Origin of the sequence: Chitinophaga chungangae, from assembly GCF_017742215.1 — a bacterium.
Classification (GTDB): Bacteria; Bacteroidota; Bacteroidia; order Chitinophagales; family Chitinophagaceae; genus Chitinophaga; species Chitinophaga chungangae.
In genome coordinates, this window is record NZ_JAGHKP010000001.1 from 365302 (window position 1) to 383702 (window position 18401).

Below are 18401 nucleotides of genomic sequence, written 5' to 3' on the forward strand. Positions count from 1 at the left end.
TAATATGGCACGTATAGCCGGTATTGATCTTCCTAAAAACAAAAGAGGTGAAATTGGCCTGACCTATATCTTCGGTATTGGTCACTCTACCTCCGTATATATCCTGGAAAAAGCAGGGATTGATTTGAATAAAAAGGTGAAGGACTGGAATGACGACGAACAGGCCGCCATCCGTAACATCATCAACAACGAATTTAAAGTAGAAGGTCAGCTGCGCTCTGAAGTTCAGATGAACATCAAACGCCTGCTGGACATTGCCTGCTACCGTGGTCTGCGTCACAGGAAAGGTCTGCCGGTTAGAGGCCAGCGTACCCGTACCAACAGCCGTACCAGGAAAGGTAAGCGTAAAACGGTTGCAGGTAAAAAGAAAGCACCGAAAAAATAGTAAGCTCCCTTTGCCGGGTTTGCTCTTTCCAGATCGGGAGAGTTGCGGCATAAAGGGTTTTTATATCAACGATCTGGAATTTCATAGTTGGAATTTTAACGAATTATGGCAAAAGCAACTAATACAAAGGCTGCCGCTAAAAAGAGGGTAGTAAAGGTGGATAACTTCGGGGACGTGCATATCTCTGCAAGTTTCAACAACATCATCGTGAGCATCACCAACAAGCAGGGTCAGGTTATTTCCTGGTCTTCCGCTGGTAAAATGGGCTTCAAGGGTTCTAAAAAGAACACTCCTTATGCTGCTCAGCTGGCTGCGTCCGATGCTGCTAAAACCGCCTTCGACGCAGGTCTGAAAAGGGCAGACGTATTTGTAAAAGGTCCCGGCGCCGGCCGTGAAAGCGCGATCCGCGCCATCTCTAACTCCGGTATCGAGGTAACCCTGATCAAAGACGTAACGCCGCTGCCGCACAACGGTTGCCGTCCTCCCAAAAAGAGAAGGGTATAGTCGAAACGCATTTTCTTGTACGAATTATCCGTTGCAATGAACATTTGTATCGGGTAATTCGTATTCGTAATTGATAATTAGTATATTTATTCATCACTTGGGTGTACGATCGAATTTTAAGATTTTTAAATGAGCGTGCACCGGAACTAAAAATCTGAACCACAGAACATGGCAAGGTACACAGGTCCGAAGACCAAGATCTCCAGGATATTTGGAGAGCCGATTTTAGGCAACGGCAAGTATTTAGGCAAGAACAGCAACCCTCCCGGCCAGCACGGCGCACAGCGCAAGCGTAAACAGCTCGGTGAGTACGCGCTGCAGCTGAGAGAAAAACAAAAAGCGAAATACACTTACGGTGTGCTGGAAAAACAATTCCGCAACCTGTTCGAAGAAGCTAACCGCAGGAAAGGCGTTACCGGTGAGGTATTGATCAAACTGCTGGAAGCCCGTCTGGACAACACCGTATTCCGTATGGGCATCGCGCCTTCCCGCCCCGCTGCACGCCAGCTGGTGGCCCACAAACACGTAACCGTGAACGGCGTGATCGTAAACGTTCCCTCATATCAGCTGAAACCCGGCGACACCATCGGTCTGAAAGAAAAGACCACCGGCAACACTTCCCTCACCAGCGCCATCCGCGGCAAGAACCCGAAATTCAGCTGGCTGGACTGGAATGAAAAAGATATGAAAGGCACTTTCATCGCGTATCCTGAGAGAGAAAGCGTTCCTGAGAACATTAAGGAACAGCTGATCGTGGAATTGTACAGCAAGTAATAAGTTATAGCCACCTTAACGGGTGGCTTTAACCATATAACATACGTTAAAACTCAAAAATCAAGCATATCAATGGCAATTCTTAATTTCCAAAAGCCTGACAAGATCGTTTTGCAGAAGTCTACCGACTTTGAAGCTCAATTCGAATTCCGTCCATTAGAACCAGGTTATGGTGTGACAATCGGTAACGCGCTCCGCCGTGTACTGTTGTCTTCATTAGAGGGCTATGCCATTGTTGGGATAAAGATCGAAGGCGCCGATCACGAGTTTGCCACCCTGAAAGGGATCACGGAAGACGTTACCGAGATCATCCTCAACCTGAAACAGGTACGGTTCAAAAAGATCGTAGAGAATGAAGTAAGCAGCGAAAAGATCCAGATCTCCATCAAAGGCAAAACCGAGTTCAGGGCAGACATGATCGAGAAAGCCACCAACTCTTTCCAGATCATGAACCCGGAACTGCTGATCTGCACCCTTGACCCTTCCGCCAAGCTGGACATTGAACTGACCATCGGCAAAGGCCGCGGTTACGTGCCGGCTGAGGAAAACAGGCCCAAAGATGCGATCTTCGGCTACATCGCCATCGATTCCGTTTTCACGCCCATCAAAAACGTGAAATACAGCATCGAGAACACCCGTGTGGAACAAAAGACCGACTACGAAAAGCTGATCATGGAAGTGATCACCGACGGTACCATCCACCCGGAAGAAGCGGTGAAACAAGCTTCCCGTATCCTGATCCAACACCTGATGATCATCACCGATGAAAACATCAGCTTCGATACCAAAGATGCAGAGAAAGAAGATGTGGTAGACGAACAGACCCTGCAGCTGCGCAAGATCCTGAAAACTCCCCTGGAAGACCTGGACCTCAGCGTACGCGCGTTTAACTGTTTGAAAGCCGCGAAGATCAACTCCCTCAGCGAACTGGTACAGTACGAGCAGGAAGAACTGATGAAGTTCCGCAACTTCGGTCAGAAATCCCTCAGCGAAATCGAACAGGTGCTCGGCGAACGCGGTCTGCACTTCGGTATGGACCTGTCCAAACTGAAACTGGACGAAGAATAAACAATCATATTGCAAATCACGGCTGCCCAACAGCGCCGTGATTTGTATTTTATAACAAGTACCCTGTAATTCCTGACACGGTGCAGGGGAACACAAACAACAAATGTCATGCGTCACGGAGTAAAATTAAACAGGCTGAGCCGTACTTCCGCTCACCGTAAAAGCCTGATGAGCAACCTCGCCATCGAGCTGATCAGTCACAAACGTATTCAAACCACCCTGGCTAAAGCAAAAGCACTGCGCGTTTACATCGAACCGCTGCTGACCCGCGCCAAAACCGACAGCACTCACAACCGTCGTATCATTTTCAGCTACCTGCAGGATAAAGAATCCATCCAGGAACTGTTTGGTACCATCAGCGAAAAGATCGCCAACCGTCCCGGCGGTTACACCCGTATCATCAAACTCGGCAAAAGGGTTGGTGACAATGCGGAAGTAGCCCTGATCGAACTGGTAGACTTCAACGAGATCTACGGTAAAACCGCAGCTGCTGAAAAAGCGCCCGCGAAGAAAACCCGTCGTGCAGGTGGTGCTAAAAAGAAAGCAGACGAAGCCGCCCCTGAAGCGCCCGCTGCTGAAGAAAAAGCCGCCGAATAGTTTATCTGAACAATATATGAAAGGGATAGAGCATTTGCTTTATCCCTTTTTTTATGCCCGGCCTTTGCAGTAGACGCAATCACCCGCGTTATGATCGGTGCCGGAGGAAGCGCTACCATATTGAATAACAGGACTTCCCGGGAAAAATCCATCACTTCCCCTTTAAATAGCTGCTACAAAACGCGAAGTATATAAAAAAATCGTAATTTAGCAGAAGCCTAATACAACACCATACCTATGTATTACCTGAAATGCGGTCATTGCCCGGAAATGAGCGCCATCAAATCCGAATACATCACCTTTTGCGACCACTGCGGCAAAAAGTTCCCGCTCACTTATGCAGACTGGAAGGCCCAGCGCCCTGACGGCACGTTGAACGTCTTCGGGCAGGAACGGGGTATTTCTGAAGAAAGATACCAGGCCATCATGAAAAAACGCCGCCGCAACCGTTTCGACCTGCGCGGCAAAGCCGCGCTCATCACCGGCATCGTGGTACTGATCACCTGCGGTACGCTGAGCGCCTTTTACGGGCCGGAACTGGTGAAGATCTTCCGCGCGCCGAAAGTAGCGCCAACAATGCTGGAAATGAACAACTGGCGCACTTTCAGGGGCAATATCCTGCGCATCCAAAGCCCGTTGTCGTTATCTCCCGCAACGGTGGCCGATGCGCCGAATATGCGCCGGAAAACGTTTAAAGGCGGCAGTTATGCAGACGGGCTGGTGATCCGCATGGACGAAACCGTTTATCTTTCCGACGCCCACATCGAGCTGGACGCGGCGGCGGCAGACGCGACGCGCGTCATGGAAAAAACGATCGGCGTTTCCAAATTCAGCTATAAAACCCGCGAACTGAGCCTCAACGGCGAAAAAGCGCTCCTGCAGCAGGGCAGCTACATTCTCCGGGAAAATTCCCCCCTGGAATTTAATAGCCTGGTGGTGGTTCGCGGCGGATCGAGGGTACAGCTGTTAGTGACGCACCCGGCCAACGATGAAACGGGCCGCAAGGTGGCCGAAAAGATCATGCGCTCCGCCGTAATGAATTAGATAGAAAAACCTGTTCAAAATTCATAATCTTGCCCTAACTTTGCACAGTTTTAACCGTCCCTAAAAGGGACATAAAAAAAGAAAGGGTAAGAAGAATGCCGCAGACTACCAGATCCACACAGCCGGCCATGCTGTTGTTAGAAGATGGCACCGTATTCCATGGCAAAGCGTTCGGAAAAGTTGGAACAGCAGCCGGGGAACTTTGTTTCAATACCGGGATGACCGGTTACCAGGAGGTATTCACCGATCCTTCCTACAAAGGGCAGGTGCTGATCATGAACAACTGTTACGTAGGTAACTATGGTACAAAAAATGAGGACGTAGAGAGCAGCAGCGTAAAGATCAGCGGGCTGATCTGCAAAAACATCGCCCACAACTTCTCCCGCAAAATGGCCGACGAATCGCTGGCCCAGTTCCTCGAAGAAAATAACCTGGTAGCGATCCATGAAGTGGACACCCGCGCACTGGTTTCGCATATCCGCAACAAAGGCGCCATGAACTGCATCATTTCCTCCGAAATACTGGATGAGAAAGAACTGCAGGCCAGGCTGAAAGGAGTTCCCTCCATGGAAGGTCTCGCCCTTTGCGCGGAAGTATCCACCAAAGAACCTTATTTCATCGGCGATCCCAACGCGGAGATCCGCATCGCGGTGATGGACAATGGCGTGAAACGCAACATGCTGAAATGCCTGTCTGAAAAAGGCGCTTACCTGAAAGTTCATCCCACGCAAACTTCTTTCGAAGAATGCGAAACTTTCAAACCGCACGCTTATTTTATTTCAAACGGTCCCGGCGACCCGGCGCCGCTCACGTACGCGGTAGATACCATCAAAAAGGTGCTGGATGCGGAACGCCCGCTGTTCGGCATTTGCCTGGGCCACCAGCTGCTGGCGATGGCCAACGGCATCCCGACGTATAAAATGCACCACGGTCACCGCGGTTTGAACCACCCGGTAAAGAACCTGCTCACCGGCAAATGCGAGATCACCACGCAGAACCACGGTTTCGCGATCGACGCAAAAGCGGTGGCGGCTTCCGAAAATGTGGAAGTAACGCACGTGAACCTCAACGACCAGTCTGTTGAAGGGATCAGGATCAAAAACAAACCTGCGTTCTCCGTGCAATACCACCCTGAATCTACTCCGGGCCCGCACGATTCGCGTTACCTGTTCGACGATTTCTTTTCGATGATCCGCGCAAACATGTCGAAGTAAAGAAATATTGCACTAATAAATCAGTGAAGTCCCGGCCATGCGCCGGGATTTTTTTTATGCCTGCATGTTGTGCGTGGTGGTTAGTGCAAGCGGGTTTATGAACCCGTTAAGGCGTACCGGTTTGCCGGTGAAGTTTTTTAAAGCATGAATGAAAGATGGTGATGACATTCGAACGAAGGGAATGACAATCCGGGAGCTGTATAAATAACGAACGGTCCTGAGGAATCAGGACCGTGCATTTTAAAATTCCACGTTATGAAAACTAGCGAAAGGTATTATGCGGTTAAGCACAATACCCACCTTGTCTTTTCATTACATGACAATAATATGAAAAAAATGGCGAGTTGGTATTGTTAAAAGGGGGGAAGTTTTCTTGAAATAGACGAATTCAAATTGCAATCGGTTGGAAAAATGAATTTGGTGGGGAAAAGGGCAAAAAAATACGGCTCTGTGAACAGAGCCGTTTGCCTTTATAAATTCCACGTTATGAAAAACTGATACAAAAATATGTTGTTTGGCTAAAACGTTTTAGTTCGTCGCCGCATTTTTTACTTTATCTTGATAATGCAAAGGTCGCGCCATTTTCCGAATTGTCAAAATTCTATAAGTTAAATTTTTGCTAAGCAGGTTTAGATTTTTTGTTAACTCGTATACTTACTTTTCTTCATCTATCTCTTTTAACACCTTTGCGTCCCGATTACACAGTAAAAATAGCTATAAAATTTAAATTACAAAATCATATTTCTAAAAATAATCGACTTATTGCTTAAAAAAACTCGTATAGAATTATTTGTAATGCAAATTTGTTGTATTGACAAGCATTCCAGCCGTTAAAATTGAAAACATGATTTTTGTCAGGTTTTCAAAGGGTAATGTTTTTTTAACACTATTTGAAAACATTTTGCCTCCTTTTATTGTACCCGGCCGGGGTAAATTTCCAGCGCTTTGCCCAGGCAATCCATCGCTTTTGCAATATTTTCCCTGTTCAGCACGTACGCCAGCCTTACTTCCTGTTTGCCAAGACCCGGGGTAGCGTAAAAACCTGTTGCAGGAGCCAGCATCACCGTTTGGTCTTCGAAAGAAAATTCCTCCAGCAGCCATTGGCAGAACTTGTCCGAATCGTCGATGGGAAGCCGCGCCATGGCGTAAAAAGCGCCGCCAGGGTTGGGGCAGAACACGCCGGGGATCTGGTTCAACCTGCTCACCAGCAGGTCGCGGCGGCTCTGGTACTCGCTTTTGATCTCGTCGAAGTAATTGTCCGGCAGGTCTACAGCGGCTTCCGCAGCGATCTGCGCAAAGCTCGGGGGGCTCAGCCTGGCCTGCGCGAATTTCATCACCGCATCGAGAATGGCGCGGTTGTGCGTTACAACCGCCCCGATCCTTGCGCCGCAGGCGCTGTAACGTTTGGAGATCGTGTCGAACACCACCACGTGATTGTCCAGCCCGCTGAGGTTCAGTGCGGAAATATTTTCACCGTCGTACGAAAATTCGCGGTAAGCCTCGTCGGAGAACAGGAACAGGTTGTGTTTGAGGCAGATGTCTTTCAGCGTTTCCATTTCCGCGCGGCTGTAAAGGTAGCCGGTGGGGTTGTTGGGATTGCAGATAAGGATCGCTTTGGTTTTGGGCGTGATCAGCTTTTCGAAATCGCCGATAGGAGGCAGGGCGAAACCGCTTTCGATACCGGAAGTAACGGGCACGACCTTTACCTCGGCTTCCACGGCAAAACCGTTGTAATTGGCGTAAAACGGCTCGGGAACGATCACTTCGTCGCCCGGGTCGAGGCAGGCCATAAAACCGAACAGGATGGCCTCTGAACCGCCTGTGGTGACGATGATCTCGGTATGGTCCACCGTAATGTCGAACTTCCTGTAATAACCGGTCAGTTTACGGCGGTAACTTTCGTTGCCGGCGCTGTGACTGTATTCAAGGATCTTGAATTGGGAATTGCGCACCGCGTCCAGCACGGGCTGAGGGGTTTCGATGTCTGGTTGGCCGATGTTGAGATGATAAACCGTAACTCCTTTCTTTTTAGCTGCTTCAGCATAGGGAACCAGCTTCCGGATCGGAGAAGGCGGCATTTGATGGCCGCGCTCACTGATGTTTGGCATTTTGTACTTTTTTGCGTTGCAAATGTAAGGGAATGAAATGTTCAATAAACAAAAAGGCCTCCCGGATATTGATCGGGAGGCCATTATGCAGAATTATTGTTCTTTTAATTCTCTACTGTACCGGTGAGGAACAGCTCTTTTTCCTGGTCTACCCCTTTTACTTTCACATAAACCGTTTTCATCGGTTTACCTACCTGGTTCGCACTGTAGGTCGCGCTGATGGTGCCGGTTTTGCCAGGCAGGATAGGCTCAACGGTCCATTTCGGAACGGTACAGCCGCAGCTGGGTTTCGCCGATTCGATCAGTACGGGCTCTTTGGAGATGTTGGTGAATTCAAAAACCACGGTTACGGGTTTGTTGTACTTGGTCTTCCCGAAATCAACGGTCTCTTTTTTGAATTTCAGCTTCGCGTCAACCGCGTTGGCGGCGCCGCCTCCCTGTGCCTGTGCCCACACAGCGGTGGTTACCAGTAAAGTCGCAAATAGGGATACGATAAACTTTTTCATGTTTTAATTGGGTTTTAAAACGATTGGTTAAAACGTTTGTTCCATCCAGTTTCCAAAATCAAATTTACGGCCAAAAATTGAACCTTACGTATCAAGATATTAAAAATTTCTTAAAAATTAATTGACAGGGCCTCCGGAGGCATTTACCCATTCATCATTTTCCCCTACATTTGTGCTTTAACACGGACGGCATGATCGAAAACAACGAATTAGCTATGAATTTGCAAAGCCAGCTTTCATTTGAAGAGTTCCGCCGGGAAGTACTGAATGATTTCAGGCTGGCCTGTATCAGCAGGGAAATCAGCCTTTTGGGCCGCCGGGAAGTACTCACCGGGAAGGCAAAATTCGGTATTTTTGGCGATGGTAAGGAAGTGGCGCAGATCGCAATGGCCAAATATTTCAAACCGGGCGATTTCCGTTCCGGTTATTACCGCGACCAGACCTTTGCGTTTGCCAGCGGCATCGCGACCGTAGAACAATTTTTCTCCCAGCTTTACGCTGATCCCAATATCGAGCACGACCCGTTTTCGGCGGGCAGGCAGATGAACTCGCATTTTGCCACGCCTAATGTAAATGCCAACGGAGAATGGATGAACCTTGCGTCCATGAAAAACACCGCGGCAGACATGGCGCCCACCGCCGCGCAAATGCCGCGCGCGCTGGGCCTGGCCTTTGCATCGAAAATGTTCCGCGAAGTGCCCGAGCTGAAAGAATACCAGCATCTTTCCAATGAAGGCAACGAAGTATGTTTCGCCACTATCGGCGACGCCTCTACGAGCGAAGGCCATTTCTGGGAAACCATGAACGCGGCCGGCGTTTTGCAGGTGCCGCTCGTGGTGTTCGTGTGGGACGACGGCTACGGCATTTCCGTGCCGCGCAAGTACCAGACCACCAAAGGTTCCATCAGCACCGTCATGGAAGGTTTCCGCAAAAGCGAAGGCTCCAACGGCTTCGAGATCTATAATGTAAAAGGATGGGATTACGCCGGCATGTGCGAAACCTTCGAGGAAGGCATCCGCAAGGCCCGTGAAACTCACGTGCCCGTGCTTTTCCACGTGGAAGAGATCACCCAGCCGCAGGGCCATTCCACTTCCGGCTCGCACGAGCGGTATAAAAGCAAGGAGCGCCTGGCATGGGAAAAAGAATTCGACTGTAACCTGAAAATGCGCCAGTGGCTGCTCGAAAACGCGCTGGCAGACGAACAGATACTCCAGCAGATCGAGGCGGACGCGAAGAATATTGCGCAGGAAGGCCGTAAAAAAGCATGGGAAAAATACATCGCGCCCATCAGGGAGCAGGTGCAGGTTTTCCTCGGCCTTTGTCAGCAGATCGTGGAAGAAGGCCGCGGCGAAACAGATTTTGTGAACCAGGTAATGCAGGAACTGGCCGCCAACCGCGAACCGGCCCGCAGAGACATCCTGAAAGCCGCCGCGGGCATACTTTTCCGTCATCCCCGCAATTTCTCCGGCGCGCTGGACGAACTGCAGTTGTATTACGATAACCAGCTGCTGGCCGAAAAAGAAAATTACAATACCTACACTTACGCCGCCGGCCCCAACTCCGCGCTCAATGTGAAGGAAGTGCCCGCCATTTACGCGGACGAAGCGCCTTCCATCAACGGGTACGAAGTGCTGAACAAATATTTCGACCAGCTGTTTGCCCGCCACCCCCTCGTGTTCGCCTTCGGCGAAGACGTTGGAAAGATCGGCGACGTGAACCAGGGTTTTGCCGGGCTTCAGCAGAAACACGGCAAGCTGCGCATCGCCGATACCGGCATCCGCGAACTGACCATCATGGGGCAGGGGATCGGCATGGCGCTGAGAGGCCTCCGCCCGATCGCGGAGATCCAGTACCTGGATTACATGCTGTACGGCCTCCAGCCGCTCAGCGACGATGTGGCTTCCCTGCAATACCGCACCAAAGGCACGCAGTTCTGCCCCATCATCGTACGCACGCGCGGCCACAGGCTCGAAGGCATCTGGCATTCCGGTTCGCCCATGGGCATGATCATCAACTCCCTGCGCGGCATGTACGTGTGCGTACCGCGCAATATGGTGCAGGCCGCCGGCATGTACAATACCTTATTGCTGGCGAACGAACCGGCCCTCGTGATCGAATCGCTGAACGGCTACCGCCTGAAGGAAAGGCTGCCTGAAAACCTGCACGACTTCACCGTGCCCATGGGCATCCCCGAAGTGCTCCATATCGGTTCAGATATCACCATCGTATCATACGGCTCCACGCTGCGCATCATCGAAGAAGCAATGCACATCCTCGGGCCGCTGGGGATCTCCTGCGAACTGATCGACGTGCAGACCCTGCTGCCTTTCGACATCGAACATTCCATTGTCGATTCGCTGAAAAAAACAAACCGCATACTTTTTGTGGATGAAGACGTACCGGGAGGCGGCAGCGCCTTTATGTACCAGCAGGTAATGGAAGTGCAGGGCGGTTACCGCTGGCTGGACGTGGCGCCGCGCACGCTCGCCGCGCAGCCGCACAGGCCGGCGTACGGTTCCGACGGGGATTATTTCTCCAAACCGAACGTGGAAGACGTGGTGAAAATCGTGATGGAAATGATCAGGGAGTAGCGTTCCTGCAACATAATATTTTATGGCAACGCCTCCTGTAACACCTGCAGGGGGCGTTTTTTTCAACAAGGTGTTTCAATCGAACGTTATTATAACAGGAATATGGAATACAAAGACTATTATAAAATACTGGGTGTGGATAAAAAAGCCAGCGCGGCCGACATCAAAAAAGCGTACCGCAAACTGGCCGTGAAATATCACCCGGACAAGAACCCGGACGACAAGCTGGCCGAGGAGAAGTTCAAGGAACTGAACGAAGCGTACGAGGTGTTGGGCGACGAAGAGAAAAGAAAGAAGTACGATGAATTTGGCGAGAACTGGAAATATTACGAACAGGCGGGCCAGAACGGCGGCGATTTCGACTGGGGCCGATGGCGCGCGTCGCAGGGCGGCAGGCAGCAACAGCAGTACGAAGACATGGAAGGGATGTTTGGCGAAGGCGGGCAGTTTTCCGATTTCTTCGAACATCTTTTCGGCGGCGGGTTCCGGAGCCGCGGTCAGCAGGGCAGAGCCAGAAGCCGCCGTGGCGCGGACCTGCAGGCCACCATGCAGGTAAGCCTCGACGATGTGTACACCGGCGCCACGAAGCAGATAGAAGTGAACGGCCAGAAGCTGAACCTGAAAATAAAGCCCGGTACATACAACGGGCAGGTGTTGAGGCTGAAGGGGAAAGGCCGTCCCGGGCAGAACGGGGCGGAAGCGGGCGATCTGTTGATAGAGATCGGCATTGCGGCGGATGCGCGGTATGAGCTGAAGGGGAAAGATGTGTATATGGATGTGCCGTTGGAGATGTATACGGCCGTAATGGGCGGCAAATTGCAGGTGGCCGTGCCCGGTAGCCCGCTGCAGTTAACGGTACCGGCGGGAACGGACAGCGGCAGGCTGTTCCGTTTGAGAGGCAAGGGCATTCCTGCGCCGGAAGGCAGTGGCGATGTGGCCGGGGATTTGTATGTGAAAGTAATGATCGTTGTGCCGAAGAATTTGAGCGAGCAGGAAAAAGAGATGTTTACACGGCTGATGGAATTGAGGAAATAAAATGCAGCGATGATTTTGTAACCTGAAAATCTTACGTATATGTTGCAGTCATTCGATTACCTGGACGAGATACTGGAGCGGCAGCACCGTACTGCGCGCGATATGGAGCCGGCGTATTATGCGAGTGAATTGCTGGAAGCGCTGGGGTATAGTTTGCAGGAGGCGGGGGGAGCGATGGAGCGGGCGATGCAGGCGTGCGCGGCGTTGCATATCCCGGTGGAGTTGAATTTCAGGCGGGCGTATTGTTGTAATAACTCCGAAATGGAAGCGGATTGGTTACTCAGCGGGCTGGCGGGATATTTTCTAATCGTTAACTGCGACCCGCGGCACCCGGCGGTGGCCCGCGCGCAAATACATTTGCTTAAAAAGCATTATTCATTCTAATGTCGATATGTTTCGTTTTCAAGCACTTCCCCGTTCATATTAACCTTGAATGTTCATTCCCCGTTCATTGTCCCGTCACCCTTTTCTCATATACCGGAAAGGGATAAATTGCAATTCATTCACAAAAAATAAAATTGCTTAGACGGTTCAAATAGGCTGAAAACGGGGGCCGTTTCTCTACGGGGGCGGCCTTCCTTCAGTTTTCTTTTTCCTTTGAAACAGCATCGTATATTTTAGTAAGCAGATTGTAACCTTAACCACATCCTTTGATAACTATTCGTTCGGAACCCGGAGCTTGGTTTTTAAAAATTGTTTAACCATCATCCTTTGATTGCTGGCGGGAAGTCAGAAAAAACAGGCCCAGGTTTTTTAACCCGTTCCGGAAGGATTTTCTTCACTTTAGCTTTTCTAAGATTTGATCGTGTGTTTGGTAATCCGTTTATATGTATGCATGCGGCATAACAGGGGCAAAAAGCAACCAGAATAAACGTTATTGAATTATGGAAACCAGATGTATCAGGTGCAGCACTATCGTGCAGTCTCATAAGAAGTTGTCTGAATTAAAATGCAGATGCGGCGGCCAGCTTCAGCGGATGAAATTCATCCGGTTGATAGAAGGCACACACCCGCTGGGAAAAGAACATAACCTGGAATTGAACGGCAAACTTTGTTACGGCACTTACCGTTCGGTATTTGGTAATTTCGTGATCGACCGGGTCAATAATACTTTCCGGCGCGTTAACCTGTTGCGGTAAAATTATTAAGATGCGGGTAATCCCTGTAGCTGCTTCGGAGGCTATTATTAACCGGCTAACAACCGCCATCGCAGGAGAGGCGCAGGGGTTTCCCGCATCATTTTGTTAACCCGGGCACACACGGCGCGAACGCAATAGAAAATCGTGGATTTGCAGGATTTTGACAGAATATTCCGGTAGCCGATATACCGGGATGTTGGCATCCGTCATAAGAAAACGGCGGCCGCAAATCCATGGTCGCGGTTTATCTGCACGGTCTCAGGCAAACGATACCTTTGCCGGTGGAATTGTGTACTTTTATCCCTTCACCATTTCCTGTTTTCATGAATATCGTAGTACTGGACGGTTACACGCTTAACCCCGGAGACCTCAGCTGGAGCGCGCTGGAAGCATTGGGTAACGTGAAGATCTTCGACAGAACGCCGCCCGGCCAGGTTTTGCAACGCGCAAAAGACGCCAATATCATCCTGACGAACAAAGCCATCGTGAATGCCGAAACCATCAACGCCCTCACCGGCCTGCAATACATCGGCGTTATGGCGACGGGGTACAATGTGGTAGACATCCAGGTGGCTAACGCCCGCAACATCACGGTATGCAATGTACCCGCCTACAGCACCGCTTCCGTGGCACAGCTCACTTTCTCGCTGCTGCTCGAGCTTTGCCAGGGCGCCGGCGCGCATTCCGCCAGCGTGCACAAAGGCGAATGGGCCGCTTCACAGGATTTCAGCTACTGGAAAATGCCGCTGACCGAACTGCAGCATAAAACGCTCGCCATCATCGGCTTCGGACAGATAGGACAGGCTGTTGCAAAAATAGCCATGGCATTCGGCATGCGCGTGATCGCCAGTCATAAACACCCGGAAAGGGACAAAATGGAAGGCGTTACGTTCAAAGACCAGGCAACCTGTTTCAGGGAGGCCGATGTTGTATCGCTGCATTGCCCGCTGAACGCGGAAAACAAGGGGTTTGTGAATGCCGCGCTGCTGGCTTCCATGAAACCGTCCGCACTGCTCGTCAATACGAGCCGCGGCCCGTTGATCCGGGAAGACGATCTCGCTGAAGCGCTCAACAAAGGCGTTATTGCCGGCGCCGGCCTGGACGTGCTTACGGTGGAGCCTCCGCCGGCAGACAATCCCCTGCTCTCCGCCAAAAACTGCGTGATCACGCCGCATATTGCATGGGCCAGCAAAGAAGCCCGCAGCCGGTTGATGGATAAGGTCGTATCGAATATCAAAGCATTCCTGGAAGGGAAACCGGTGAACGTAGTCAAATAACTGTTTGCCGGGGATCATAAATGCAGAAAGCTGTGGAATGCAAATACTAGATCGTATAACGTAATCGCATTTTATTTCACCGCATAAAAAAGCCCCGGCGTATGCCGGGGCTTTCAATTGTATTGCGGATAAGATTATTTCAGATTGTGGAACACCTGCTGCACGTCGTCGTCCTGCTCGAGGCGGTCTATCAGTTCCAATACTTCTTTCGCCTGTTCTTCGTTCAGCTCCACCGTGGTGGCGGGAATACGTTTCAGTTCGGCGGTGATCACGTTCAGCCCTTTTTCTTCCAGCGCTTTCGCCATGTTGCCGAATTCTGTGAAAGACGCGCGGATGATGATATTGCCTTCACTGTCCTCGCCGATCTCTTCCAGGCCGAAATCGATCAGCTCCAGCTCGAGCTCTTCGAGGTCCTGCCCTTCATTTTTTATTTTGAACTCACCGATGCGGTTGAACATAAAACCCACGGAACCGCTGTTGCCGAGGCTTCCGCCCAGTTTATTGAAATGCATGCGCACGTTGGCGACGGTACGGGTGGTATTGTCCGTGGCGGTTTCCACCATTACGGCCACGCCATGCGGCGCGTACCCTTCGTATACAACTTCTTCGTAATCGGTTTTGTCTTTACCCATCGCACGTTTGATCGCTGCTTCCACACGGTCTTTAGGCATGTTCACGCCTTTCGCGTTCTGGTAACAGCGGCGCAGCGCCGGGTTATTGTCAGGGTCGGGGCCGCCGTTCTTTACCGCAATTGCAATTTCTTTACCGATCCGGGTAAATTGTTTGGCCATGCGGTCCCAACGGGCGAACATGGTATGTTTTCTTACTTCAAAAATACGTCCCATAAAATGTGCTGATTGTTTCTCACAGGCCGGAGCCCGGTTGCGAGCGCAAATTTATTAAATTCTGACGGAGTGGCGTAAAAAAAATGCCGCCGGTATTAAAACCGGAAGCTGCCCCACAGGAGGCAGCTTCCGGACATATCGATTAAAAAAATATCATGATCAGCTCTTTGCTTTCCGCACTTTGCTGTTTTTAACACTGTAGCCAAAGTAAATGGCGAGACCGATCAGCAGCCAAACGCCCAGCCGTTCCCAGTTTTCTTTGCCCAGGCTCACGATCATCGCCAGGCACACGAGCGCGCCCAGGGCCGGTACGAAGGGCACCAGCGGTGTTTTGAATGAGCGGGGAGCATCGGGATTGTTCTTACGCATCACGATCACGCCGATACATACGAGCACAAAGGCGAACAGGGTGCCTATGCTGGTCATGTTGCCCACTACGTGGTCGGGGATGAAGCCGGCGAACAGCGATACGAAAACAAAAAATACCCATTGCGATTTATAGGGCGTCCGGTGTTTCGGATGCAGCGCAGAAAAGACTTTGGGAACCAGCCCGTCGTTAGACATGGAGTAGAATACGCGGGTCTGCCCCAGCAGCATCACGAGTATCACGGAGCTGAAACCCGCCAGGATCGCGATGGTGATCAGCGTGGACAACCAGCTGTAACCGGGCATGTAAGTATCGATCGCATAAGCCACGGACGCTTCGCTGCCGGACTTCAGGAAATCCTGGTAGGGCGCAACGCCGGTCAGTACATGGGAGAACAGGATGTACAGCACTGTACAAACGGCCAGGGAAACCAGGATGCCGAAGGGCATGGTCTTGCTGGGGTTTTTGGTTTCCTGCGCGGCGGTGGATACCGCATCGAAGCCGATGAAGGCGAAGAATACAATGCCTGCACCCGTCATCACACCGGCGAAGCCGTTGTTCCAGAATAACGAATAATCCACCACGCTGCCGTCGCTCAGGTTCACTGTGCCGGCCGTGGAAGGGATCATGTAAGGAGTATGATTAGCCGGGTTGATGAATTGCCAGCCCAGGCAAATGAACAGGATCACGATGAACACTTTGACGATCACGATGACCGTGTTCACTACGGCGGATTGCTGCGTGCCGCGGATCAGCAGCAGGGTCAGCAACAGGAGGATGACCATCGCCGGGATGTTGACGATGCCGCTTACGCCCGCTTCAGACACCTGGAAGGGCGAGTGGCTCCATTCATATGGTATAGAGGTGCCAAAGACGACCTCCAATAGTTTATTTAGATACTGGCTCCAGCCGATTGCCACAGTAGCGGCGCCCAGGGCGTATTCCAGCACCAGGTCCCAACCGATGATCCAGGCGATGAACTCGCCCATGGTGGCATAGGAATAAGTGTAAGCGCTGCCCGCGATGGGGATCATCGAAGCGAACTCGGCATAACAAAGGCCCGCGAGGGCGCAGCCGATAGCGGCGATGATGAACGAGATAGTAACGGCGGAACCCGCGTGCGCGCCTGCGGCCGCGGCTGTACGAACAAAAAGACCGGCGCCGATGATCGCACCGATGCCCAGCGCTACCAGCGCCCACGGACCGAGCGTTCGCTTAAGGCCTTTTTCAGAATCCGATGCTTCCGCAAGTAAAGATGACAAAGGTTTTTTGGCAAAGAGCATGCTCATAGAGTGGTTGATTGATATTAGCGTTGTTTAGATTTGTGATCTTTCAAAGATCGTCAAATATAGTGTGTAAAATTATAAAGCAATATTTTATTTTACGGGTGACCCGGCCGCGAAGCAAGGCCCGGCGGCTCAATGCATGAAGGCCGTCCGTCAACATTTATGCGAATTTTGCGGCGAGAACCTTATTTTTGGGCAATTTTTTACCAATGGGGGGCCAATGGACGGTTTTCCCCGTGTTCAGCAAAACTAAAATCACCTCGCTCAATGAACAAGAAACAGGCAGCGCTCATTGCATTGATCACCTTTACCATCGTAGCAGTGCTTCATACACTGGACCATTTTCAATGGCTGCCGATTTCACCCGTTGTGCTGATGGTGTTCCGCTGGATCGCCGTGGCCTCCGTTGCCTGGTTCGCCATTCATAAAAAATCCCTCACCACCTGGATACTTGTGAGCATGGTGATCGGTGCGGAGCTTGGGCACGACTGGCCCGCTATCGCCGTGAATTTCCAGGTGCTCAGCAAAATATTCCTCCAGCTTATTAAGACCGTGATCGCGCCGTTGCTCTTCGCCACGCTGGTGGTGGGTATCGCCGGGCATTCGGATATCAGGCAGGTAGGCCGCATGGGCTGGAAATCGCTCGTTTATTTCGAGATCGTTACCACCATCGCGTTATTCATCGGCCTGGCCGCGATCAATATCAGCCAGGCGGGCGCCGGCATCAAAATGCCGCCGGACGCGCTGCACGAAAAACTGCCTGAAACCAAACCCCAAACCTGGCAGGAAGTAGTGCTGCACGTATTCCCCGAAAATATCGCGAAAAGCATTTACCATGGCGACATTCTGCCCATCGTGGTGTTCAGCGTGATCTTCGGTATTTCGCTGCTGCTGGTGAAGGACAAATTCCGCGGGCCGATGCTTGGTTTCTGCGAAAGCCTGTCTGAGGTCATGTTCAAGTTCACCAATATCGTGATGTATTTCGCGCCGGTGGGCGTGGGCGCCGCCATCGCCTACACGGTGGGGCACGGCGGACTGTCGATCCTCGGCAACCTGCTGCAGCTGCTCGTTACCCTTTACTTGGCGTTGGCCGTGTTTATCGTCGTGGTGTTCATACCGGTGGCGCTGATCATCAAGCTGCCCATCGGCCGGTTCATCAAAGAAATCTCCGAGCCGGTATCTATCGCTTTCGCCACCACCAGCTCCGAATCCGCCCTGCCCAAGGCCATGGAAGCCATGGAACGTATGGGCGTGCCCCGGAAAGTGATCGCGTTCGTAATGCCGACCGGGTATAGTTTTAATCTCGACGGTTCTACCCTGTACCTCGCGCTGGCCTCGGTTTTCGTGGCCCAGGCGGCGGGCACGCCGCTGAGCTTCGGCCAGCAGATCATCATGGTGTTCACGCTGATGCTGACCAGCAAAGGGGTGGCGGGCGTTCCCCGCGCCACGCTGGTGATCATTCTCGGCACCATCGCCTCGTTCCACCTGCCGTCCTGGCCGGTATTCCTGATTTTGGGCATAGACGAGCTGATGGACATGGCGCGCACATCGGTGAACGTGATCGGCAACTGCCTTGCCACCGCGGTGATCGGCAAGTGGGAAGGGGAGGTGGATTTTCAGAAGCTGCCGGCTGAAACGAAAGCCTAGCGCCCGTTTTCAGG

The 18401-nt window shown here is 51.5% G+C and carries 16 protein-coding genes and 1 pseudogene; 13 read left to right on the plus strand and 4 right to left on the minus strand.

Annotated features, from left to right (window positions below):
• Positions 1-4: 4 nt before the first annotated feature.
• The 7 genes and pseudogenes from rpsM to carA form a co-directional block, all read left to right on the plus strand.
• Complete coding sequence (gene rpsM, locus J7I43_RS01670; RefSeq protein WP_209142581.1) at positions 5-385, plus strand: 30S ribosomal protein S13; 381 nt, start codon at positions 5-7, stop codon at positions 383-385.
• 105 nt (positions 386-490) lie between these two features.
• Positions 491-889 carry a 30S ribosomal protein S11 gene (gene rpsK / locus J7I43_RS01675; RefSeq protein WP_119078771.1) on the plus strand — a complete coding sequence of 133 codons (399 nt, stop codon included), beginning with the start codon at positions 491-493 and terminating at the stop codon, positions 887-889.
• A 168-nt stretch (positions 890-1057) separates the two neighbouring features.
• Entirely contained in the window at positions 1058-1663 is a 606-nt protein-coding gene (gene rpsD, locus J7I43_RS01680; protein ID WP_209142583.1) for a 30S ribosomal protein S4, read from the plus strand.
• 72 nt (positions 1664-1735) lie between these two features.
• Positions 1736-2731, plus strand: coding sequence for a DNA-directed RNA polymerase subunit alpha (locus J7I43_RS01685; protein ID WP_209142585.1), 996 nt, complete (start codon positions 1736-1738; stop codon positions 2729-2731).
• A 108-nt stretch (positions 2732-2839) separates the two neighbouring features.
• Positions 2840-3328 (plus strand): 50S ribosomal protein L17, encoded by a 489-nt coding sequence (gene rplQ, locus J7I43_RS01690; RefSeq protein WP_209142587.1) that lies wholly within the window; start codon positions 2840-2842, stop codon positions 3326-3328.
• Between the two features lie 237 nt (positions 3329-3565).
• Entirely contained in the window at positions 3566-4372 is an 807-nt protein-coding gene (locus J7I43_RS01695; RefSeq protein WP_209142589.1) for a hypothetical protein, read from the plus strand.
• A gap of 128 nt (positions 4373-4500) precedes the next feature.
• Positions 4501-5514 (plus strand): annotated as a pseudogene (carA, locus tag J7I43_RS01700) (glutamine-hydrolyzing carbamoyl-phosphate synthase small subunit); the annotation flags it as partial.
• 983 nt (positions 5515-6497) lie between these two features.
• Here the strand turns inward: carA and J7I43_RS01705 are convergent.
• Positions 6498-7694, minus strand: coding sequence for a pyridoxal phosphate-dependent aminotransferase (locus J7I43_RS01705; RefSeq protein WP_209142593.1), 1197 nt, complete (start codon positions 7692-7694; stop codon positions 6498-6500).
• 104 nt (positions 7695-7798) lie between these two features.
• Complete coding sequence (locus J7I43_RS01710) at positions 7799-8200, minus strand: DUF1573 domain-containing protein (protein ID WP_209142595.1); 402 nt, start codon at positions 8198-8200, stop codon at positions 7799-7801.
• 215 nt (positions 8201-8415) lie between these two features.
• Here J7I43_RS01710 and J7I43_RS01715 point away from each other — a divergent pair, with 215 nt between their 5' ends.
• From J7I43_RS01715 to J7I43_RS01735, 5 genes are all read left to right on the plus strand, one after another.
• Entirely contained in the window at positions 8416-10791 is a 2376-nt protein-coding gene (locus J7I43_RS01715) for an alpha-ketoacid dehydrogenase subunit alpha/beta (RefSeq protein WP_209142597.1), read from the plus strand.
• Positions 10792-10893: 102 nt separating this feature from the next.
• Positions 10894-11826: a DnaJ C-terminal domain-containing protein gene (locus tag J7I43_RS01720; protein ID WP_209142599.1), complete on the plus strand. Its 933-nt coding sequence runs from the start codon at positions 10894-10896 to the stop codon at positions 11824-11826.
• A 39-nt stretch (positions 11827-11865) separates the two neighbouring features.
• On the plus strand, positions 11866-12210 hold the full coding sequence (locus J7I43_RS01725) for a hypothetical protein (protein ID WP_209142601.1): 345 nt from the start codon (positions 11866-11868) through the stop codon (positions 12208-12210).
• A 500-nt stretch (positions 12211-12710) separates the two neighbouring features.
• A complete protein-coding gene (locus tag J7I43_RS01730) occupies positions 12711-12965 on the plus strand; it encodes a hypothetical protein (protein ID WP_209142603.1) in 255 nt (84 codons plus the stop codon).
• 323 nt (positions 12966-13288) lie between these two features.
• Positions 13289-14242 carry a D-2-hydroxyacid dehydrogenase gene (locus J7I43_RS01735; protein ID WP_209142605.1) on the plus strand — a complete coding sequence of 318 codons (954 nt, stop codon included), beginning with the start codon at positions 13289-13291 and terminating at the stop codon, positions 14240-14242.
• Between the two features lie 134 nt (positions 14243-14376).
• Here the strand turns inward: J7I43_RS01735 and J7I43_RS01740 are convergent, their stop codons facing one another.
• Both J7I43_RS01740 and J7I43_RS01745 read right to left on the minus strand, forming a co-directional pair.
• Positions 14377-15087: a YebC/PmpR family DNA-binding transcriptional regulator gene (locus J7I43_RS01740; RefSeq protein WP_209142607.1), complete on the minus strand. Its 711-nt coding sequence runs from the start codon at positions 15085-15087 to the stop codon at positions 14377-14379.
• 159 nt (positions 15088-15246) lie between these two features.
• Positions 15247-16743, minus strand: coding sequence for an amino acid permease (locus J7I43_RS01745; RefSeq protein ID WP_236023274.1), 1497 nt, complete (start codon positions 16741-16743; stop codon positions 15247-15249).
• 264 nt (positions 16744-17007) lie between these two features.
• Between J7I43_RS01745 and J7I43_RS01750 the strand changes: the two genes are divergently transcribed.
• Complete coding sequence (locus J7I43_RS01750; RefSeq protein ID WP_209142609.1) at positions 17008-18387, plus strand: dicarboxylate/amino acid:cation symporter; 1380 nt, start codon at positions 17008-17010, stop codon at positions 18385-18387.
• The last annotated feature ends 14 nt before the right edge of the window (positions 18388-18401 follow it).